At 41.7% G+C, this 22548-nt stretch carries 20 protein-coding genes; 7 read left to right on the forward strand and 13 right to left on the reverse strand.

All coding sequences use genetic code 11. The annotated features are described in order from the left end of the window. Window positions 1-60: 60 nt before the first annotated feature. The 7 genes from FTT94_RS07680 (at window position 61) to FTT94_RS07710 (ending at window position 7989) form a co-directional block, all read left to right on the forward strand. On the forward strand, window positions 61-1716 hold the full coding sequence (locus FTT94_RS07680; RefSeq protein ID WP_180170535.1) for an AMP-binding protein: 1656 nt from the start codon (window positions 61-63) through the stop codon (window positions 1714-1716). A gap of 120 nt (window positions 1717-1836) precedes the next feature. Continuing rightward, window positions 1837-2964 carry an acyl-CoA dehydrogenase family protein gene (locus FTT94_RS07685; protein WP_078190717.1) on the forward strand — a complete coding sequence of 376 codons (1128 nt, stop codon included), beginning with the start codon at window positions 1837-1839 and terminating at the stop codon, window positions 2962-2964. A gap of 81 nt (window positions 2965-3045) precedes the next feature. Beyond that, on the forward strand, window positions 3046-3819 hold the full coding sequence (locus tag FTT94_RS07690; protein WP_180170536.1) for an enoyl-CoA hydratase: 774 nt from the start codon (window positions 3046-3048) through the stop codon (window positions 3817-3819). A 23-nt stretch (window positions 3820-3842) separates the two neighbouring features. Beyond that, complete coding sequence (locus tag FTT94_RS07695; protein WP_180054714.1) at window positions 3843-4868, forward strand: enoyl-CoA hydratase/isomerase family protein; 1026 nt, start codon at window positions 3843-3845, stop codon at window positions 4866-4868. Between the two features lie 202 nt (window positions 4869-5070). Further along, window positions 5071-6408 carry an MFS transporter gene (locus tag FTT94_RS07700; protein WP_180008152.1) on the forward strand — a complete coding sequence of 446 codons (1338 nt, stop codon included), beginning with the start codon at window positions 5071-5073 and terminating at the stop codon, window positions 6406-6408. A gap of 518 nt (window positions 6409-6926) precedes the next feature. After that, window positions 6927-7163 carry a VF530 family DNA-binding protein gene (locus FTT94_RS07705; protein ID WP_078193741.1) on the forward strand — a complete coding sequence of 79 codons (237 nt, stop codon included), beginning with the start codon at window positions 6927-6929 and terminating at the stop codon, window positions 7161-7163. 127 nt (window positions 7164-7290) lie between these two features. After that, entirely contained in the window at window positions 7291-7989 is a 699-nt protein-coding gene (locus tag FTT94_RS07710) for a DUF1826 domain-containing protein (protein WP_180170537.1), read from the forward strand. 105 nt (window positions 7990-8094) lie between these two features. Here the strand turns inward: FTT94_RS07710 and FTT94_RS07715 are convergent, their stop codons facing one another. From FTT94_RS07715 to moaA, 13 genes are all read right to left on the reverse strand, one after another. After that, window positions 8095-11250 (reverse strand): efflux RND transporter permease subunit, encoded by a 3156-nt coding sequence (locus tag FTT94_RS07715; protein ID WP_180170538.1) that lies wholly within the window; start codon window positions 11248-11250, stop codon window positions 8095-8097. Next, window positions 11240-12466 carry an efflux RND transporter periplasmic adaptor subunit gene (locus FTT94_RS07720; RefSeq protein WP_180170539.1) on the reverse strand — a complete coding sequence of 409 codons (1227 nt, stop codon included), beginning with the start codon at window positions 12464-12466 and terminating at the stop codon, window positions 11240-11242. The genes FTT94_RS07715 and FTT94_RS07720 overlap by 11 nt, the downstream gene beginning before the upstream one ends. A gap of 13 nt (window positions 12467-12479) precedes the next feature. Beyond that, window positions 12480-13802, reverse strand: a complete 1323-nt coding sequence (locus FTT94_RS07725) for a TolC family protein (protein ID WP_180170540.1) — start codon at window positions 13800-13802, stop codon at window positions 12480-12482. Window positions 13803-13849: 47 nt separating this feature from the next. Next, on the reverse strand, window positions 13850-14281 hold the full coding sequence (locus FTT94_RS07730; RefSeq protein WP_218948337.1) for a cation efflux protein, CzcI-like: 432 nt from the start codon (window positions 14279-14281) through the stop codon (window positions 13850-13852). Between the two features lie 198 nt (window positions 14282-14479). After that, window positions 14480-15883 carry an amino acid permease gene (locus tag FTT94_RS07735; RefSeq protein ID WP_180170541.1) on the reverse strand — a complete coding sequence of 468 codons (1404 nt, stop codon included), beginning with the start codon at window positions 15881-15883 and terminating at the stop codon, window positions 14480-14482. Window positions 15884-16096: 213 nt separating this feature from the next. Then, window positions 16097-16735, reverse strand: coding sequence for an ATP-binding cassette domain-containing protein (locus tag FTT94_RS07740; RefSeq protein WP_180170542.1), 639 nt, complete (start codon window positions 16733-16735; stop codon window positions 16097-16099). Further along, window positions 16722-17420: a molybdate ABC transporter permease subunit gene (gene modB / locus FTT94_RS07745; protein ID WP_180027004.1), complete on the reverse strand. Its 699-nt coding sequence runs from the start codon at window positions 17418-17420 to the stop codon at window positions 16722-16724. The genes FTT94_RS07740 and modB overlap by 14 nt, the downstream gene beginning before the upstream one ends. Window positions 17421-17423: 3 nt before the next feature. Then, window positions 17424-18185: a molybdate ABC transporter substrate-binding protein gene (gene modA, locus FTT94_RS07750; RefSeq protein WP_180170543.1), complete on the reverse strand. Its 762-nt coding sequence runs from the start codon at window positions 18183-18185 to the stop codon at window positions 17424-17426. 9 nt (window positions 18186-18194) lie between these two features. Continuing rightward, the gene (locus FTT94_RS07755; RefSeq protein ID WP_180170544.1) at window positions 18195-19445 is read right to left on the reverse strand and encodes a molybdopterin molybdotransferase MoeA; all 1251 of its coding nucleotides are present in this window, start codon (window positions 19443-19445) and stop codon (window positions 18195-18197) included. Then, window positions 19442-20365: a bifunctional molybdenum cofactor biosynthesis protein MoaC/MoaB gene (moaCB, locus tag FTT94_RS07760; protein ID WP_180170545.1), complete on the reverse strand. Its 924-nt coding sequence runs from the start codon at window positions 20363-20365 to the stop codon at window positions 19442-19444. Before moaCB ends, FTT94_RS07755 begins: the two co-directional genes overlap by 4 nt. Window positions 20366-20425: 60 nt before the next feature. Beyond that, window positions 20426-20989 carry a molybdenum cofactor biosynthesis protein MoaE gene (locus FTT94_RS07765; protein WP_180170546.1) on the reverse strand — a complete coding sequence of 188 codons (564 nt, stop codon included), beginning with the start codon at window positions 20987-20989 and terminating at the stop codon, window positions 20426-20428. 2 nt (window positions 20990-20991) lie between these two features. Beyond that, a complete protein-coding gene (locus FTT94_RS07770; protein WP_180170547.1) occupies window positions 20992-21243 on the reverse strand; it encodes a MoaD/ThiS family protein in 252 nt (83 codons plus the stop codon). A 2-nt stretch (window positions 21244-21245) separates the two neighbouring features. Next, a complete protein-coding gene (gene moaA, locus FTT94_RS07775; RefSeq protein ID WP_180170548.1) occupies window positions 21246-22283 on the reverse strand; it encodes a GTP 3',8-cyclase MoaA in 1038 nt (345 codons plus the stop codon). Window positions 22284-22548 lie beyond the last annotated feature (265 nt).

Raw genomic sequence — 22548 nt, forward strand, 5'->3', positions numbered from 1 at the left:
TGGCTAACAATACAAACACTCGTGTCGGAATAACAATAAATTGAGACTAAGGTAGAGAAGATGTCGAATTATCAAGATGTTGCAAAGGCATTTGACTTAAATCATGCTGCCAAAGAAATGCTATCAGGCTCTTTAGAGCAATTAAATGCATGTTATGAATGCTGTGACCGTCATACGATTGATCAAGATAAGGTTGCACTGTATTGGCAAGGTAAAGATGGATGGAAAGAACAATATACCTTTGCAGAGCTGCAAAAGTGGTCGAGCCAATTTGCCAATTTTTTAAAGTCACAGGGTGTGCAAAAAGGTGATCGTGTATCGGGTTTATTACCCCGTACAGTTGAATTACTTGTGGTGATTTTAGGGGCTTGGCGAATAGGTGCTGTATATCAACCGCTGTTTACCGCCTTTGGCCCCAAAGCCATTGAACATCGTTTACACCTTGCACAAAGCAAATTGGTGATTAGTGATGTTGGTAATCGCAGTAAATTAGATGAAGTTGCACATTGTCCTCAAATCGTTACTGTTGCAGATCCAGCGGGTCAAGGGATACAACAGGGAGATTTAAACTTTTGGGATGAAGTAAACGCACAGTCTACAGATTGTGAAATTGTCCTACAGAGCATCAATGATCCATTTCTTTTAATGTTTACTTCAGGTACCACAGGTCCTGCAAAGCCCTTAGAAGTCCCGCTTAAAGCTTTGATCGCTTTTGGTCAATATATGAAAAATGCGGTAGGGCTATGTGAAGATGATTCGTTTTGGAATATTGCTGATCCAGGTTGGGCTTATGGTTTGTATTATGGAATCACTGGGCCACTTTTACTTGGACATGCAACACTCTTTTACGAAGGTGGTTTTAGCATTGATAGTCTCTGTCAGATAGTAGATGACTACAAAGTGACGAACCTTGCAGGCGCACCGACAGCGTATCGGATGATGATGGCAGCTGATCCTGAACAAATGGCAAAACTCAAAGGGAAATTTCGAGTCGTCAGTAGCGCTGGTGAGCCGCTTAACCCTGAAGTGTTCCGCTGGTTTAAACAAGTTTTAGATGCACCGATCTTTGACCATTATGGTCAGACTGAAGTTGGTATGGTGGTGTGTAATCACCATGGTTTACAACATGATATTCGCGCAGGTGTCGCAGGTTATGCCAGTCCGGGATATCGCGTGGCGGTTGTTGATGAACAAGGGCAAGAGCTACCTGCAGGAACGCCAGGAGTACTGGCTGTCGATATTAGTCAATCACCGATGATGTGGTTTGGTGGCTATAAAGAAAGTCGTAAGTCACCCTTTGTAAAGCATTATTACCTCACTGGTGATACCGCAGAATTACACGCAGATGGCAGTATGAGCTTCGTTGGTCGTAATGATGATGTGATTACCACATCAGGTTATCGTATCGGGCCATTCGATGTAGAAAGCGCTTTACTTGAGCATGATGCAGTGATTGAAGCTGCGGTCATTGGTGTACCTGATCCAGATCGGACAGAAATCGTAAAAGCTTTTGTAATTTTAGCTGAGCATGTCACAGCGTCCGAAGAATTAGCAGAGCAGCTGGGGCAATTTGTGAAAAAGCGCTTATCCGCACATGCTTATCCACGATTGGTGGAGTTTGTTCAAGAACTGCCGAAGACTCCAAGTGGAAAAATTCAGCGTTTCTTATTAAGAAATCAAGAGATTGCGAAACAATCCACGCAGCATGCAAGTTAAATGACGTAACGATTAACCCTAAATTTATGCCGAACAATCAGGATCCAAATCAAGCTTTCATTCAGTTTTAGTCATTTTCAAAGTGGATGAAAGCAATTGATTGATGTACAGGAAGATAAGATGCAATTTACCGAAGAACAATTATTAATTCAGGACATGGCACGCAGTTTCGCACAGGAACAAATTAAACCTCAAGCAGCTGAATGGGATAAACACGGAACCTTTCCCAAAGCGGCATTAGCGCAGATGGGGGAACTGGGTTTATTGGGTATGTTGGTATCAGATGAATGGGGTGGTTCAGATACAGGTAATCTTGCCTATGTTATGGCTTTAGAAGAGATTGCCGCGGCCGATGGGGCAACCTCAACCATTATGAGTGTACATAACTCGGTAGGCTGTGTTCCTATTGCTAAATTTGGCACAGAAGAACAAAAGCAGAAATATTTAGTGCCTTTAGCCCAGGGCAAAATGATCGGTGCATTTGCATTAACTGAGCCGCATACAGGTTCAGATGCTGCTGCCATTAAAACTCGTGCAGTCAAAGATGGAAATGAATGGGTGATTAATGGTGCTAAGCAGTTTATTACCTCGGGACACAATGCAGGGGTCATTATTGTCTTCGCTGTGACTGATCCGAGTGCAGGGAAAAAAGGCCTGAGTGCTTTTATTGTCCCAAGAGAAACACCCGGTTATGAAGTGATTCGTACTGAAGAAAAGCTTGGATTACATGCCTCAGATACCTGTCAAATCGCACTCACAGACGTGCGAGTGCATGAAAGCCTAATGTTAGGAAAAGAAGGTGAAGGTTTGAAAATCGCCTTATCAAATCTAGAAGGCGGTCGTATTGGTATAGCGGCGCAAGCAGTTGGTCTTGCACGTGCAGCATTAGAAGAAGCAACCCGATATGCCAAAGAGCGTATTACTTTTGGTAAACCAATTTTTGAACATCAGGCAGTTGCGTTCCGATTGGCAAGTATGGCAACAGAAATAGAGGCCGCACGCCAATTGGTCTATCACGCGGCACGTTTAAAAGAAGCAGGACAGCCTTGTTTAAATGAAGCGTCTATGGCCAAGCTTTTTTCATCTGAAATGGCTGAGCGTGTTTGCTCCGCAGCATTACAAGTCTTTGGTGGTTATGGCTATCTCAAAGATTTCCCGATAGAGCGTATTTATCGTGATGCACGTATTTGCCAAATCTATGAAGGTACGAGTGATATCCAACGTTTAGTAATTGCCCGCAGCTTATAACGTTGTCATTAAGACATTTAAATGAAAAGGCTTCAGATATGAAGCCTACTCATGAATATTGAACATATATAGGGATCTCACATGCAATTTGAAACGATTCTGCTTGAAAAGAACAATGGTGTTGGACTTATTACTTTAAATCGTCCTCAGGCCTTAAATGCATTAAATAGCACATTAATTCAAGACCTTAATTTGGCCTTAGATGATTTAGACAGAGATTCTTCCATTGGCTGTATGGTTATTACAGGTTCAGAAAAAGCCTTTGCCGCTGGTGCAGATATTAAAGAAATGGCTGAACTGAGTTTCCCAAATATTTATTTGGATGATTTTTTTCATCTGGCAGATCGAATTGCTCAGCGCCGTAAACCTCTAATCGCAGCTGTCAGTGGTTATGCGTTAGGTGGAGGCTGTGAGTTAGCACTCATGTGCGACTTTATTTACTGTGCCGATAATGCAAAATTTGGTTTACCAGAAGTAACTTTGGGTGTAATCCCGGGGATAGGTGGGACACAGCGTTTAACGCTTGCTATTGGTAAGGCCAAAGCCATGGAAATGTGTCTGACTGCCAGACAAATGGGCGCAGTAGAAGCAGAGCAGAGTGGTTTAGTTGCTCAAGTCTTCCCTAAAGAGGAGTTAGTCGAAAAGACCTTAAATGCTGCTAAAAAAATAGCCGAAAAATCTGTAGTGGCAACCATGATGATCAAAGAGTCAATTAACCGTGCATTTGAAGTCAGTTTGCAAGAAGGTTTACGCTTTGAACGTAGAACATTCCATTCGATTTTTGCAACTCAAGACCAAAAAGAAGGCATGCAAGCATTTGTTGAAAAGCGCCAAGCCAATTTTAAAAACAATTAAAAATAAAAAAGGATTATATGGATATGAGTACAAATAACTTAATGATTGAAGAACATGGACATTTAGGCCAAATCAGTTTAGATCGCGTGGCAAGTTTAAATGCCTTGTCTTTGGAAATGATTCAAGGGATTCAACAGCAATTAGCACTATGGGCTGATCAAACTAATATTCATGCTGTACTTATTCGCTCAAATAGTCCTAAAGCATTTTGTGCAGGTGGCGATATTCGTTATCTCTATGATAGTTATATGAATGGTAAAGAAGATCATCAAGCTTATTTTCAAGCTGAGTATGAAATGCTGAATACCATTCGTGCGTATGAAAAACCCATTATTGTCATACTTGATGGCTATGTACTTGGCGGTGGATTTGGCTTGGCCCAAGCATGTCATGTGCTTATCAGCAGCGAAAAATCTAGATTTGCCATGCCTGAAACTGCCATTGGATTTTTCCCAGATGTGGCTGCGACACACTTTTTATCACGTTTAGATGATATTGGTGTGTACATGGCAACTACAGGCGATCAAATCAGTGCTAGCGATGCGTTGTATCTAGATTTGATTGACTACCATGTTCCGAGTGAGCAACTTGTTCAATTAGAAGAAGAATTAAGAAATTCCAAGCAACTCAGCAAGGAAAATATTGAACAATTGATTGCGAAATATATTACTCGACCAGCGGAAAGTGAACTTAGTCAAAATGCAGATTTAATTCGTAAGCATTTTGGTTTTGAGAGCATTGATGCCATTGAAAATAGTCTTGAAAATGAACAGCATAATGATGCTCAAGTGTGGGCGCTAAAAATACGCAATACCTTGGAACAACGATCTCCAATCGCGAAAAGAATCAGTTTACAACTCCAGCATTTAGGTCGTGGTCTTTCACTGAAGCAATGCATGCAAATTGAACGACATTTACAAGACGTTTGGTTTCAACATGGCGATATTGTCGAAGGTGTGCGCGCATTAATTGTGGATAAAGACAAACAGCCAAAGTGGCAACAGTCTAGTCCGACCTTAGATAAAATAATGGAGGAAATATCTATTTAATCAGTAATTTAAAAACATTCACGGTTCAAACACTTGGGTAATATTCATATTCAATTTCTTATTCAATATGAACAAGTGACTCAGCGTAAATTAAACATATATAAGATCTAAAAATATTGATTTTCATGAAGAAAATCATCACACAAATCAAGCATCGTGAAAATGCAACATAGAAATATCTTGCAGAATAAGGAAGATAACAATGCAAAATGTACAGGGAAACACAGCTCCACCAGCTAAGTCTTCGCATCGTTTAGCAGGTATTTCCAGCATGGTGGGTACAACCATCGAATGGTATGACTTTTTTATCTATGGTGCTGCCGCAGCACTCATTTTCAATCGACTTTTCTTTCCAAATCTTGATCCATTAACTGGCGTATTGGCAGCATTTGCCACTTATGCTGTTGGCTTTATTGGTCGACCACTTGGTGGAATTGTTTTTGGTCATTTCGGCGATAAAATCGGTCGTAAATCAATGTTATTGGTCACATTAATGTTGATGGGTATTCCAACGGTGATGATTGGGTTGTTACCGACATTTGAAACCATTGGTTATTGGGCAACGGTCTGTTTAATTATATTAAGATTTATACAGGGCATGGCCATGGGTGGAGAATGGGGCGGAGCAGTCCTCATGGCGGTAGAGCATGCGCCAGCGGGTAAAAAAGGCTTTTGGGGAAGTTTACCGCAAGCCAGTACAGGTGGTGGTTTATTGCTCGCTTCGGTAGCTTTAGGCTTAGTCTCAATGTTGCCTGAAGAAGCACTATTTAGCTGGGGTTGGCGTCTGCCATTTTTAGCCAGCATTATTTTACTGGCTGTAGGTTGGTATATTCGAGTGAAAGTGCCTGAGTCACCAGACTTTGAAAAAGTTAAAGCTCAAACCGAAACAATTAAAGTTCCAGCAAAACAAGTGTTTAAAAATCATCCTAAGCAGTTGATTACGATTATTTTATCTCGAGCTGCTGAAAATGCTTGGTTCTATTTAGCATCGACATTTGCTTTAGCCTATACAACCACACAGCTAAATATTCCTAGACAAGACATTTTGTTTGCAACGATTTGTGGTGCTGCGGTCATCATGGTCATTACGCCAATTTTTGGGCATTTGTCTGATAAAGTTGGGCAAAAAAACATGTTCAGATTTGGTTTATGCGTACTGGCTTTATACAGCTATCCATTTTTTGCAATGTTAAATACCAAGGATCCTGTATTGGTTTGGACGGCCATTGTGATTGGTATTGGCGTAGTTTTTCCTTTGATGTATGCGCCGCAGTCACAGTTATTTTCACGCCAATTTCCAGCAGAAATACGTTATAGCGGTATTTCAATCTCAGTTCAATTTGCAGGCGTGCTAGGTGGTGGTTTAGCTCCATTAATCGCGACGAAATTGTTGAGTATTGGTGATGGAAGCCCCAATTTAATTATTGCCTATATTTCAGGCTTTGCAGTGATTGCGATTATTGCGTCGTCATTTTTAAAGCCGGATCAAATAGAGCAAAAAACAAAAGCATTTAGCAGTAAAGAAATTAAATCTTCATAAATCAAAAATCAGGTAAACAGTAGGCTGATTTAAATATAGAAATTAATGTGAATTAGCCATAGCAATCGTTGTTATGGCTTTTTTCTTGTCTGAGGATTGTAGCAGGACAAATAATATTGTCAGTATTGCGTAGGATCTTGGCGGCACAAAATATGTTTGATGTGTAAGAGCAACAAATCAAGTTTGTTACACAGATGAAAGATTTAAGCACCAATAAATTAAAAAATATTAAATATCAAAGTCTTAATTATACTATTTCGTATAATGTATATTATGTTAAATAGCATATCCAAGACTGTGGCCTACACAACGCATCCGTTGCCACAGCTCGACATCGTGAATCTGTAAAATTATCATTCACGATGCCGAGTACGCTAATGAACATAATATACGTTATGCCGAAATCAGAATCTTATCAATTGGCGAATCTGACGTTCCTGATGTTTAAATTCAAACCCTCTCATTTTTCAACTCGCTCAGGTTATAATAATGGTCTCCCAAAATATGATTGATCTAATATGAGCACCTCCAATGACCCTTTACACGGCAAAAAACTTGCTGACATCTTGGATGAATTATTGGATTACTACGGTGGTTTTGAAGGCTTAAGTCGCAAAATTGAAATTAGATGTTTTTGCATAGATCCAAGCGTTAAATCATCACTACGATTCTTACGTACTACACCTTGGGCACGTGAAAAAGTAGAAAGCTTATATTTGTATGTCTTACGCCAAAAAGCCAAACAGAAAGCGTAACGATGAATGCCTATGCTCGAATAATTTTGTATAGCAGTTTATGGTGTAAGATAAAATAAAACTGCTTATCCTTCTAGCACTTCCTTGTACGCAGTATCTTCGCCTCAGATTTAAATTGATCCCTATTATGAGCAATACTTTTTCCCAGCATCCTCAAATTGGTGTAGTCACTACATTTTCTGAATTGATTCATAGTCATTTCGAAGGTCAAATGAATGCGCTTTGCTGGCAACGCAACTTACAAGGCGACTTTAAAGAAATAGTCGAAAAACTAGAACTGATTGAAAATATTACTGAAGTTTCCATAGATGATCTGAAGAAATTAACGCTTTCAGCGCAAGGTCATTTAGCCAGAGAAATTATTTTAAATGACATGCAACAATTAACAGCATTTGGTGCATCACCCTCGCTTAATTTGCTCAAATGTTATGAACGAGATGATGAATTCGATTTCATCTCAACTGATGTTTATTCTCTTCATGTCGATCGATCACCTATCGCTACCGATACCTTTTTATGTACATATTATGGTGCTTCCAGTGATATTGTGCCAAATGATCAAGTCACACAAAAAATCTTAATTCCTGAAATACGAGAGCAACTCAAAGCTTTATACGATGGTCCTGTCTCAGAATTTGATGACTTTTTAGCGGAATATTTTTTTGATTTACATTATCAGCTCAAAGACAATGCTGTGCCTGTAAATCTTGGCAATGGTCATCTATGGCGTTTGGCGGTTGATCATCCTACACAGCCAGTTTTGCCTTGTGTGCACCGCGCACCTGTTGAAAATGCAGGTGAGTATCGGCTTTTGCTGATTTGCTGATTTTAAATATTGATTGGATTCTGAGTCCATACGATCCATTCTGTCTAATGAATGAACCGTATGGGGTAATGCAATATCGTTTTAATCTAGATTTATTAGTCTATGTTATTTAGATCGAGATGTATTAAGCCAGCGGTAAAGCACAGGCAATAGCACCAAGGTCAGCAAGGTGGAAGAAAGAATACCGCCAATCACCACAGTCGCTAAAGGCCGTTGTACTTCTGCACCTGTACCTGTTGCCAAAGCCATTGGTACAAAACCTAAAGAGGCAACACTGGCGGTCATCAGTACTGGGCGTAATCGAAGTACAGCACCCTGCCATACGGCTTCATGTAATAGATATTTGTCCCTCAGCTCTTTAATAAAGGTCAGCATGACTAGACCATTCAGCACAGCAACGCCTGAGAGCGCAATAAAACCTATACCGGCCGACATCGAAAGTGGAATATCCCTAAACCAAAGAAACAGTACACCGCCCGTTAAGGCAAAGGGTACGCCAGTAAAGACCAGCAGACTTTCTTTCACATTATGAAATACTGCCATTAATAAAATAAAGATGGTCAGTAGTGCTAAAGGAATGACAATTTGCATTCTTGCTTTGGCAGATGCAAGGTTTTCAAATTGACCGCCATATTCAATCCAATAACCGCTTGGTAATGCATATTGTTTCAGCTGAGTCTGCATATCCGCCACAAAAGAACCTAAATCACGGCCTTCAACATTGGCAGTCACTACAATACGGCGTTTACCATTCTCACGGCTGACTTGATTGATCCCATCTACATTAGAGACTGTGGCAACATTTGAGAGTACAATACTGCCACCATTTGGCAACTTTAACGGTAGTTGTGAAATCGTACTTACATTACGATCTTGATCATTTAAACGAATAACAAAATCAAAACGGCGATCACCTTCTAAAATCTCCCCTACACTTTGTCCACCGACACTGGCTGCCACAGTATCCTGTATAGATTTAACGTTTAAACCATATTGCGCAGCCAAAGCCTTATCTATTTCAATATTTAATAAAGGTAAACCTGAAGTTTGTTCAACTTTTACGGCGCTGCTCCCCGCAACTTGCTGCATAATTTTGGCGATCTTAGTGGCTTCTGTGTTGAGCACTTGCATATCATCGCCAAATATTTTGACGCCCACATCACTACGCACACCTGAGATCAACTCATTAAAGCGCAGTTCAATAGGTTGGGAAAACTCACTGTTATTACCTGGAATTGTAGCCACATAAGCCACCATACGGCCACGCAGTTCATCCACACTTTCTTTAGGGTTTGGCCATTCATTACGTGGTTTGAGCATGATATAACCATCGGAAATGTTCGGAGGCATTACATCGGTTGCTACTTCTGCCGTACCTGTACGAGCAAATACAGCCTGAATCTCTGGGAATTTTTTCAACAGCAGTTTCTCAGCGTTTTCCTGCATTCTTAATGATTCTTCTAAACCAGTGCTAGGAGAGCGCATCAGTTGAACTGCAAAATCACCTTCACTCAGCTGTGGTGCAAACTCACTGCCAATTTTAGTGCTTAAAAGCCCAGTAATGAGCAGTAAACACAGTGCAAAAGTCATCACCACAGCCTTGTAATGAAAGGCTGTATTTAAAATTTGAAGATACTGCTTTTTCAGCCAAGTCATCCAACGGCTTTCTGTTTCTTTAATTTCACCTTTTACCCAAAGCGCTACAGCTGCAGGTACAAATGTAATAGACAGAATGATCGCCGCCACAAGTGCCAATACCACAGTTAATGCCATCGGATGGAACATTTTTGCTTCTACACCGCTTAAAGCAAAAATTGGCAAATACACCACTAAAATAATTAATTGTCCAAATATCAGCGGACGGCGTGCCTGACGTGCAGCCAAAAAGACTTCTTTAAAGCGTTCATTTTGCGTTAATGGACGTTTCAATATTTGCTGTGCATGGGCTAAACGTCGTATACAGTTTTCAACAATCACCACTGCACCATCAACAATAATCCCAAAATCCAGCGCACCTAAGCTCATCAAATTCGCGCTGATATTCTTTTGTGCCATGCCGGTTAAGGTAAACAGCATTGATAGTGGAATAATGCAGGCTGTAATTAAGGCGGCACGGATATTACCTAAAAAGATAAATAAAATGATGATGACTAGAATTGCGCCTTCAACCAAGTTCTTTTGAACGGTTTTAATGGCTTTCTCTACCAATGTGGTACGGTCATACACTGTTTCAATCTTTACCCCTTTGGGTAAGCTGGCTTGAATGTCTTTAATTTTGGCATCTACAGCTTTCGAGACAGTTCGGCTATTTTGTCCCATGGCCATCATAGCAATACCTAAAACAGTTTCTTCCCCATTATAGGTTGCACCACCTGTGCGCAAATCATTCCCTATCGATACTTGTGCAATATCACCCACCCGAATTGGACTGCCGTTGGGGCTGTCAATCATGGTGTTTTCAATATCTGAAATGGTGTTTAAGGTTCCCGGCACTCGAACTGTTAACTGCTGACCATTTTCCTCAATAAAACCTGCACCACGGTTTTCATTATTTTCCGTGAGTGCTTGCTGTAATTGTTCTAATGACAGATTCAGCTGTTGCATGCGGTTTAAATCAGGTGAAACCACATAGGTTTTATTAAAACCACCAATACTGTTGACCTCGGCAACACCTTGTACACGCTGTAATTGCGGACGCACAATCCAATCTTGAATTTCACGCAAATCCATCGCGCTATATGCCGTGCCATCTGCTTTTTTGGCATTGGGTTCAGCTTTAAGCACCCATTGATAAATCTCGCCCAAACCTGTCGAAACTGGCGACATCGTCGGAGAAACTTGAGCAGGCAATGACGACTGTACTTCCTGTACCCGCTGATTAATTTGCTGACGTGCCCAGTAAATATCCGTACCATCTTTAAATACAATGGTGACTTGTGATAGCCCATAACGTGAAATTGAGCGGGTCAGCTCCAAATCTGGAATACCTGCCATCGCATTTTCAATCGGATAAGTAATCCGCTGTTCAACTTCTAACGCTGTAAAGCCATTGGCCTGCGTATTAATTTGCACTTGGGTGTTGGTAATATCAGGTACTGCATCAATCGGCAGTTTTTGATAACTGTAAATCCCGACGGCAATCCATGTGCAGACAAACAGCATCACCCAAATTGCATTTTGAATTGAAAACTGAATAATGCGTTCGAATAGACCTTCTGGCTTTGGTAAATCTGTGTTCGGGTTCTCTGAATTAGTGTTCATGGCCAGCCTCGTCTTTTTCCAGTTCAGATTTCAGTAAAAAACTGCCTTGGGAAATATACTTTTGCCCTGCTTCAAGACCTGAAAGCACTTCTAGCCATTGCCCATCACTGGATGCTTGTCCAAGTTTTAGCGCTTGTGCTTTTAAATGCACTTGGCCTTTTTGCTCAGATTCGACAATAAAAATACTGTCTTTTCCCTCTATGCTTTGTACGGCAGACTTTTGCACCCGTAATGCTTTTTTAGTGCCCGAATCAGCCAATAGCACATTGACCATCACATTTGGGCGAAGCTCAACAGATTGTTGTTTTAATTTGGCACGTACCACTAAGCGTCCAGTTTGCACATCTGCCTGTGAAGTCAGGCTTTGTACCTCTGCGCTATAGAGCTGATCTGAGCCATTGATTTTGAAAGAGACGTTTTGACCTGCTTGCAGCTGGCCTGAATATTGATTTGGCAAATGAAATTCCAGCCACAAATCTTTTAGTTGTTCGATGGTGAACAATTGATCTGCCAATTGCACATTTTCACCTACAACAATATCTTTTTGACTGATTACACCTGCAATAGGCGCACGAATGATAAAACGTCCATTTTGACTGCCATTTACACCTAAAGCTTGCAACCGCGATTGTGCTGACTGTACGCTAATTTGAGCCTGACGATAGGCATTTTCAGCACGCTGAAAGTCTTGTTTAGCAGAAATCCCTTGAGACCACAGCTTTTGCTCACGTTGATAATCTTGACGGGCTAAATCTAGATTGGCTTCTGCCATACGTAAATTGGCTTGCTGATCAATCAATTCAGGCACTGACAGCACAGCTAAGGTTTGCCCTTTTTGTACAGTTTGACCGAGTGCTACATTGACTTGCTCGACATGACCGCTGAAGTTTGGGGAAATATGTGCCTGTTGATCTGTATTCACGGCCAATTTACCCGGCAATTGAATAATATTTTCGACCAGACCATTTTCCGCGGTTGCCATTTTAATTCCTTGTTCCACCATTTGCTGAGCGGTAAGTTGTAGTTCACCTTCTTCTGCATGTTCTGCTTCAGCATCACTATTATTAGCCTCGTTATGCTCTCCTTCATGCTCAGTTTTATCCGCATCGGATTTGTTTGTACTTAACCAAATAGCAGTACACAGCATCAGCGTTAAGCCAATCAAAACTGCAATCATCAAAAGCTGTGAAATTTTTCCATCTTGTTTAATTTTCATGTGATTAACTGCCTTATTGTGCTGATGCGCTGTTGATGAGGGTTTGGGATGCTTCAATGGCTTTTTTATTGAGTTGGCTATAAGCATCTGAACGGCTGATTTCTTCATAACTGGTGCCGATACTTAAGGCTTCAGCACTGAGTGCGCTCTGCCAAGCCTGCGCCAAAATTTGCATTTGGCTAAGTCGAAGGTCTTGGAGTTGTTTTGTGGTTTGCTGTACGTCTGTAATAGCAAATTTACCTGCCTGAAAACCTTGCAAAGTTCGGTTTTGAACCTTTTCAGCCAAACCAATCTGATTGCCTGTGGCATCAAACTGCATACGCAGACCTTTAAGCTGGTGAATGCTGTTGGCGATGTCCAAAACTTGCTGTTTTAACTCGCGCTGTTGCTGATGATTTAATAAAATTTGCTGTTTTTGCGCCATCGGAATGGCATATTGCTGGCGGTTAAAAATATTCAGCGGAATATCCACACCAAGCACCAAAGCCGTATCAGTGGCGTCTGTTGGAGACTTGGTACGTGACATGCCCATATTTAGGGTTGGGTTTGGACGTGCCTGTACTTTTAAATGTTCAATTTGCTGATTTGCCTGCTGAACATTCAAGGCATACAATTTTTGTAGCCAACCTTCCGATAAATTACGCTCAACTAAACTTTGGCTCTGTTCAGGCCAAGGCGTAACGCTGTTATTCAACGCAATTTGCGACGTAGTTTCACCCCATAAATTAGAAAGCTGACGCGCCACAGTTTGCTGTTTTAAAAGCGCCTGTTGGTATAGACGCTGTATTTCCAAAGCTTCAATTTGAGCGCGCTCTACATCCACCAAAGCAATACTGCCTGCCTGATAGCGTTTTTGCGCGCTGTCCAAATTAGATTTACTGAGTTTGAGCTGTGTAGCGTAAATCGATTGCTCATTTTGAGCGATGGCTAGCTGTGACCATGCAAACTTCGCAATCAACTGACTTTGCGCATTCCAAATTTGCTGTTGCAACTGTATTTGCTGTGCAGAGGTACTCGCGAGTGCTTGATTGATTTTACGCTGACCGAATACATCCATTGGCTGGCTGATTCCGATACTGAGCTCTTGATCTTGATTGTTACCAAAACCATTTTGTTCAATCGATAGGCTTGGGTTCTGCCAGAGCTTGCTTTGGCGCACATTAAAATCTGAGATTTGCTGTTGTTGTTGCCAAATATCTGTTTGTGCTTGGTAATTTTGTACTTTGGCAAATGCCGATTCAAAACTACTAACATTTTGCGCAAAAGTACTTTGTAAGGCCGTCGAAATACCGACAGCTAAGCCTAGACGTATAAACGCCGTAAAATATAAAGACATGATTTTTCCCACTCATTTATTAATAAAAGTGGCGGGAATGTTTTAGGCTACCCCGCCATTAGCGGGGCATAAACAGGAGGAGGTGTTTGCAGTAAGAGATCAGGTGCTTGATAAAGATTCTTCCAAACAAATTTTGGCGAATATTCAAAGGCCTGATGTGCAATAAAAAGAATCGATTGTTGATTTTGTACAATCAAATGCGTCATAGACGGCAAATGGTCTTGATGATCTTCACCAAGTTGCAGATCGTTAGCGATATTTTTGACTGGTTTGCTACTGGATTCATCAGATGCTTGATGCAACGAATGCTGTGGATCGGTTTCATTGCTAACGCATAAGATATTTTGATGATGACCAAAATGATAGCTTTGAACAACTTGAGTTTGCTCTTCATGCACACAGAAAGCGGCTGCCACGTTCCAAAGGCTTTGGAACATGAACAATCCAACTAAGACTGTTATCCATGTCGCAGAACGCATATTGCATCAATCAAGAAAATTTTAACGATTATAAAGCTTGGAGTCGGTCGAAGGTCAAGTGAATCTTTGAATTTGTCTTAAAAATGGATTGCCATAGAGATATAACGTAAGGCATTCGCTTTAATCCCCTGACACGGCACATGCTAAAGACAATCCATTGGTTCATGATTACGATTTTTATCGGCGAAACCTTTATTTTTAATTCAGTTCGGAATCATTCTTTACTCTAGATTTTCTTGTCACAACTAAGCCGCAGAGAACCACCAATGTCGTAACACCTAAAGATAATGAAGTTTCATAACTGTAGGCTGGAGATAAAAACATATAGATCAGCACACTTAAGATCACCAAAATGACTGCCCATGTCAGCCATGGAAATAGCCACATTTTAAACGCAACCTCAGTTCCATTTTTTTCGATTTGTGTTCTCAATTTAAGCTGTGAAAATGCAATCACTAAATAAACCAATAAGGCAATTGAACCTGTTGTAGACAGTAAAAATCCAAATACTTGGCCTGGAAATAAATAATTGACTGCACAGCAAATTAAGCCCACTACAGACGATGCAAATACAGCAATAGCAGGTACACCAGAGGCATTAATAGATGTGACCCATTGAGGTGCTTCTTTACGTGTCCCCAATGAAAATAGCATCCTTGATGAACTATAAAGTGCGGCATTCATACAACTTGCAACTGCAATAAATACCACACTATCAATAATCAATTTTGATTGAGGGACATTTAAACTGACCAAGACATATTGGAAGGTGCCTAATTGTTGTAATTGCGGTGAACGCCAATCTACCAGTGCAACCGTTATAAAAATTGAAACCACAAAAAATAAGATGACCCGATACAATACTAAATTGGTTGCACGTTTAATTTTTTGTTCAGGATCTTTTGATTCTGCTGCAGCGATCGATAGTATTTCTACACCAAAGAATGAAAATGCTGAAATCAATATTGCTGAAAGTACACCACCCAGGCCATTTGGCATAAATCCATCATTTTTGAACAGATTTTCTACACCACTCACGTCAGGTGCTAAGGGCCAAAATCCAAATATTGCGGTGAGTCCAATGGCGATAAAAATCACAATAGCCAAGACTTTTATCAGAGAAAACCAAAATTCAAACTCACCAAAACTTCGAGTACTAAAAAAGTTGGCTAAACTGAGAAGCACAATGAAGAATGTTGCAAATACAGCACTGGATATTGATGGAAACCATGCATGCAAAATTTCTGCACCGGCAATTGCTTCAATAGGAATAACTAAAACCCAAAACCACCAATATAACCATCCGATAGTAAAGCCAGCCCATGGCCCTATGGCTTTTCTTGCATAGGTTGAAAATGAGCCTGTGTCAGGTTGAGCTACTGCCATCTCCCCCAACATTCGCATGACTAAAAAAACCAATATACTGGTAATAATATATGCAAGAACAGCGGCTGGCCCGGCTTTTGCGATAGCAGCAGATGACCCAACAAACAGTCCAGCACCAATTACACCACCAATACTGATCATCGTGATATGCCGATTAGATAGCCCTGCACCCAGTTTTGCAGTTGATTTATGTGTGGCTAAGCTATCATCATGCATCGATTAGATTCCCTGTCTGCACGTTCAGTCGTACAAATCATTATTTCCAAGATCATTAGGAATAAAAAAGGGAAAACGCTGTGTTCTCCCTTGTTTTGTAACAATTTAATCTAGAAAATGAGTTTTTCATAGTTCTAATCAAAACTTTAAGATGCATCTTAATACCATTTTTTCATCTAATTCACTGTTATTACTTATATAATTTATATTTATTTAAAAACTTATTTGACCATTTTCTAGATGCAAAATATGGGCTTTTAAATAATCTAACTCATCACTATGATGCGTGACATATATCATCGGCAGCGCCGACTGTTCTTTCACCGTGTTTAAAAATGGCAATATTTGATCTTTCAGCCTGCGGTCAAGTCCTGTCAGCGGTTCATCTAACAGCAGTAGATCAGGCTGTGACAGCAATGCCCGGCCTATGGAAACACGCTGCGCCTCTCCGCCAGATAGTTCATGTGCCCGCCGTTTGAGCAGTGGCTTCAACTCAAGCAGATCCGCTACTTGCTGAAACTGAAATTGTGCATTTTCCTGAGCAGCTAAGTTCTCTGCATATTGCAGATTTTGCTGCACATTCATATGCGGGAAAAGCCATGCTTTTTGAAAAATCAGCGCAATACGGCGTTTATGCATCGGCACGTTAATATTCTGCGCTATGTTAAACACTTCACGCTGATTCAGCGATATATAACCTTGCTGGGGCTGCAGCAGACCGGCCAAACTTTTCAGCAGCGTAGATTTGCCGCTGCCTGATGGCCCCATAATGCCCAGCAGCTGATCCTGCATCTGCAGCCGAGCCTGCAATTGAAAATCTGCATATTGAAACTGAAAATCACACTGAAGCATGGCCGGCTCCGAGTTTTCGCTGATAGCGCTGTAAAATATAATAATTGGCAATCAATGCGCCAAAAGCCGCCAGCAATGAAAGGATCACTAAACGCATTGCGGCCTCTTCACCATTTGGCTGCTGTATCAGCGAATAGATAGCAATTGGAATGGTTCGGGTTTCATCAGGAATATTACCCACAAAGGTAATGGTTGCGCCAAACTCACCTAGACTTCGGCTAAAGCCTAAAATGCTGCCAATTAAAATCCCTGGTAAAGCCAGCGGCAGGCTGATTGAGACAAATACCCGTAAAGGATGTGCGCCTAGTGAGCCTGCAACCTGCTCAAGCTGTTGATTGATCATTTGAAAAGACAAACGGATCGGCTGCACAATCAGCGGAAATGACACAATCATCGATGCTAAAACGGCGCCTTTCCAATTAAAAACCAGCTGAATTCCCCATTCAATTAGCATCTTGCCGATCCAGCCATTTGAACCAAACAGCACCAATAGCAAATATCCTAGAACCACCGGCGGCAGCACCATTGGCATTTGTAAAAGTGCTTCGACCAAAAATTTTAAATGAAACTCATAGCGCGCCAAAACCCATGCCAGCCCTATAGCAAATGGTAAGCAAAATACAGTGGCGCAAATGGCAACCTTAGCCGACAGATACAAGGCGCTCCACTCTTCAGGGCTTAGCATGCTTTAGCCCTTCACACCAAAGCCATAATTCTTAAACAGCATTTTGCTTTGCGCATGGTCTTTAAGATAACGGTAAAACTTCACGGCCTCAGGTTTAGCTGCGCCTTGATGTGTTAAAGCCAATGGATAAATGATCGGTTGATGGGTATGGTTTGGAAAAATCCCGGCTATTTTAACTTTAGAACTGATCATCGCATCGGTACGATAAACAATCCCCGCTTGGCACTCACCTCGTTCGACAAAAGCCAAAGCCGATCGTACATCATCTGTCCCGACAATCCTTCCATTCAAACTTGATAGCCAGCCCAACTTGGTTAGGCTTTGTTTGGCATATTTTCCAGCAGGTACAGACTCCATTTGCCCTGTACATAAGTGACCTTTGAATGCCTTGGCAAAATTAAACTGCGGCACGGCTTTAAATTGCATATTCACCGCTTTAGGCGTAATCAGCACCAAATCATTGCTTAGCATGTTGAATACTTGCTTTGCAGGTATTTTCTGTTTTTGCACCAAATAATTCATCCAGTCCACATCTGCTGAAAAATACAAATCACTTGGCGCACCGGCTTCAATCTGTTTGGCTAAAGCAGATGACGCGCCAAATACCGGTACAATTTTGATGTTTGGATTCTGTGCCTGATATTGCTTTGCAATATCGCTGATAGCATTGCTTAAACTGGCTGCAGCATAAATTTTGACTATTTCCGCCTGAGATGCGCCAGCAATGAAGCTCAGTCCTACTGCTAAAATAAATTTGAATCGCATAGCAAACTCCTAATGCTGAATAAATACGCCTTGAAGAATTTGTCCTGCTTGCACAGACTGCCCTGCAGGAATCCGAACAATGCAATTGGCTTGCATTAAATTGCTCAACATATGCGACTGCTGTTTAGACAGGCTGGTTAGTTGAAGCTTGCCTTGCTTATCAAAGTGCGCCGACATTCTTAAAAACCGCTCACGTGCATCTGCTTTTAGGTCATGTGTCATGACTGCGCTGAACCAGTCCAGCGCAGGTGTTTGACCTTGTAGGGCTTTCAATAATCTATCTGTATAAATTTGCATGCCGACATAGACTGCAGCGGGGTTGCCCGGCAGTCCGAGTAAATAACAGGAACTGCTGTCAGGACGTAAGTATTGTGCAAACAGCATCGGTTTGCCGGGTTTTTGTTTCACTTTCCAGAAAATTTGCTGAAAACCGATGTCCAAGGCTGCCGGCCGAACAAAATCATAATCACCGACAGATACGCCGCCAGTCGTTAAAATTAAATCAAAGCTGTCTTTTAAACGGTTGAATAAATCTAAAACCGCCTGTTTTTCATCTGCAATATGAATCACTTCAACTTGGACGTGCTGCGACTGAAACCATACTAAAATCAGCGGCGCATTGGCATCAAATATTTTACCTGCACGATAATCTTCTATATTTTGTGCAACTTCATCACCTGTAATGACCACCGCAACTTTAGGGTAAGCGTAGACCTCACAATGAGAAATACCTGCCATGCTCAGTGCTGCAATTGCCCCAACCGTTAGCTTTTGACCACGGACAGCCAAACATTGTCCGACTGAGAATTCCTCACCTGCATCACGAATATCCGCATGCTTATTTAAAACTGAAGTCAATTCAATTTGCTGTGCATCCGCTTTCACAATTTCTTGCCGCGCTACTGTAGTCGTGCCTTCAGGAATCGGCGCGCCAGTAAATATACGGACAGCTTGGCCTGCTTTTAAAATAGTTTCAGCCGTTTGCCCTGCGCGGATTTCTCCAATGAGCTCAAATTGCGTACCTGCTTTAATTTCACCCGCCGCGCAAATGGCATAGCCGTCTACAGCGCTTTGAGCAAATAAGGGCAGCTGAATTTGTGAATGCACATCTGCCGCCAAATAACGGCCTAAAGCGTGTTGAAGTTCCAAAGTTTCATGTGCCAAACTTTGCGTATGTGTCTGAATCAGCGCAAGAGCCTCGTCAACTGAAATCAGTCCAGCCTCAGCACCGCAGCCTGTATGCAATACAGCTTGGTTCATTGATAGCCTCCTACATGCGGAATATTCTTCTGCACATCAAATAGATGTACCAAGGCAGGTAAAATGGCAATAAGTGATTCTTTTGCGCCTTGTCTGCTGCCCGGCAATGTAATGACAAGGCTGTTATCTATATAGCCCGCAACACCACGGCTAAGCGCAGCATAAGGCGTGCGTTTTTGACCAAAACTGCGTGAAGCCTCCATCAAACCCGGAATTTCACGTTTTAACAGCGGCTGTATCGTTTCTACAGTTAAATCTTTTGGCCCTAAACCCGTACCGCCCACGGTCAAAATCAGCGGATATTGCGTCTTATGCTGTTCAATAAGAGCCAAAAGCTGTTCAGGACTGTCCGGTATCACTTGATAGCTGATGTTGCTGAAGTTTGCTTCTTCTAAAATTTCGAGGACATTTTGCCCTGTAGTATCTGATTTTTTACCGGCAGCAACCGTATCTGAAAGCACAATAATCGACGCCGATAAGCTTTCTTTCAATACACGGGTAAAATGTGATTTACCGCCTTTTTTCTTTTGCAGTTTCACCTGATCTAGGCATAAATCTTCAGGCTCACAGTGCGGTTTAAGCATATCATACAGCGTTAAACCGGCAAGACTGACCGCAGTTAATGCTTCCATTTCCACACCCGTTGGGCCAATGGTTTCGACCACAGCACTGATTTCGACATGCGCCTCAAATAATTCATATTCGACATCTGCACGGTAGATCGGCAGCGGATGACACAGCGGAATGAGTTCATCCGTGCGTTTTGCGCCCAATATACCTGCAATCCGTGCGGTTTTCAGCGCATCGCCTTTTTCTGTATTGCCATTACGCAGCAGTTCAATGCAATGTGGCGGTGCATGCAGTATTCCAGTTGCAATGGCTGTACGGTAACTTTCCGCTTTCATGCCCACATTTTTCATTGCTTTATCCTTATTTTGTTCATTTTCAGCTGTAATATTGAAAATATTGAATTTTGGGTTTTATAAATGCCATTGGTAAATATTGGCGTTCAAATGCATGGTCTGGCTATTTTGATGTGAATGTTCGCATGACTCGCTATGAACATGAGCATGCTTCGTTTCGTGATCTGCCACTTCAGGCGCGTGATCCTTACGAATACAGCAACCCTCTACATATTGGCTGCTGCCGTCCATATAAAACTCTTCTTTCCACACCGGCACTTCATGCTTCACCCGCTCTACGGCCTCTTCACAGGCCGCAAAAGCCTCACGTCGGTGCGGCGCATAGGCCATGGCGATAATGGCAGTATCACCGACCTGCAGCGCACCAATACGGTGTACAACCCGTACATATGACACGCCGTATTTGGCTTGAATTTCCTGCTCAATTTGCCGGATCATTTTTTCAGCCACAGGCGCATAAGCGGTATATTTCAAAGCTTTTACCGCTTTGCCTTCATGGTGATTACGCACCGCGCCTATAAATACACCTATACCGCCGCATTCAGGAAATGCCTTAATGCTGTCAAAATCGGCTTGGCTGAATACCGTGTCTTGTATGCGTGAAATATGCTTGAGCTCCATATTCAGCCTCCCGCCACAGGTGACAACAGCACAACGGTACTGTCCTGCATCAATGCGGTTTGCCTTGGCACAATGTCTTCTCCCATAGCGCATGCGCAGCGTTCAAGCATGCTGAACGACTCCGGAAATTGATCTGTAACTTGCTGCAAAACCTCTGCAATCGACTGCTGTGCCAAGCAAGTCAGACTCAAATTCTCTGGCAGCAGGCGTTCAATAGCGCCAAAAGATTCTATTTTGATGGTGATATGAGTCATCTTTAACCTCCAATCATATGCATGCTGATTTTTCTAGATGGACTGGATTGAGCTGTTATGGCATGAAAGCCTTGCTCCTTCTGCCAAATATAACTGCCTAATTTTTGCTGCAAAGCCATTGCATCGAGCGGCATTAACTCTGTTGTTTTACTGCTTTTCAGCTGTTGAATTTCATGGCTGAGATTTAAACCTTTTCGGGCAAACAGGCAGTTAAAAAACTCGCCTTGCGCATTCATTCTTAGACGGTCGCAGCTGCCGCAAAAAGAATTGCTGATGGTTGAAATAATACCTAGAGGCAAGCCGTTGATTAAGTAAGATCTGGCTGGTGACGCACCTTGCCCACACAAGATGTTCACCTCAAAAACGGTTTTCAATGTCGTTAATATTTCTTGTTCAGTGACAACGGAATCTTTAGTCCAGTTTTGATCACCGTCTAAAGGCATGAACTCAATGAAGCGCAGCTCAAAACGCTGCTGCTGTGCCCAATAAGTTAAAGGAATAATCTGCTGATCATTCAGACCTCTAATCAAAACTGTATTAATCTTAATGTCAAAGCCCGCTTGCTTAGCCGCTTCAATCCCTTCTAATACTGGCTGTAATTGTTTTTGCGTCAGCTGAAAAAATTGCGCTTCATCCAAACTGTCTAAACTGATATTTATGCCATCTAAGCCAGCTTGTTTTAGGGCCTGTGCATATTGTTTCAGATAATGTCCATTGGTGGTCATGGATATACGTTTAAGGCCTAGCTTTCTCAGCTGTTGCAGACGTTCAATAAAATGCACAACGCCTTGACGTATGAGAGGTTCGCCGCCCGTGATCCGGATCTGATCAATCCCGCGCAGCACCATAAACTCACAAAAATTGTAAAGTGATTCAAAACTGAGAAGATTATGCTTTTTCATCCATTCAGGGTGTTCAGGCATACAATAGACACATTTAAAATTACAGCGGTCTGTCACTGAAATGCGCAACTTTCGTTTTTCACGGCCAAACTGATCCTTAAAAATGGTCACTGGCTGTAATTGTGTCATGCTGTTCATGTTTATCTTCCATGGCGTTGTCATTTGCCCTGACTTTGCACAGTACAAATTTTGCGCCCTCTTTTCTTGCAGTAAAAATTGCAAGAAGTGTTCCAACTTTGCGCTTTTTTGAATATTTATTTTAGAGGATTTGGTTTGTTTTTTTGACACACAAAATCAATAACTTATAAATAACTAATAGCAATTAAAAATATAAATTGCCGTTAAGCCCATTATCAAAGGTATAAAAGCAGTCTGTTTTATCTCTAGATATCATGCTCAAAAG

The sequence above is a fragment of the Acinetobacter sp. YH12027 genome (assembly GCF_013420085.1).
Classification (GTDB): Bacteria; Pseudomonadota; Gammaproteobacteria; order Pseudomonadales; family Moraxellaceae; genus Acinetobacter; species Acinetobacter amyesii.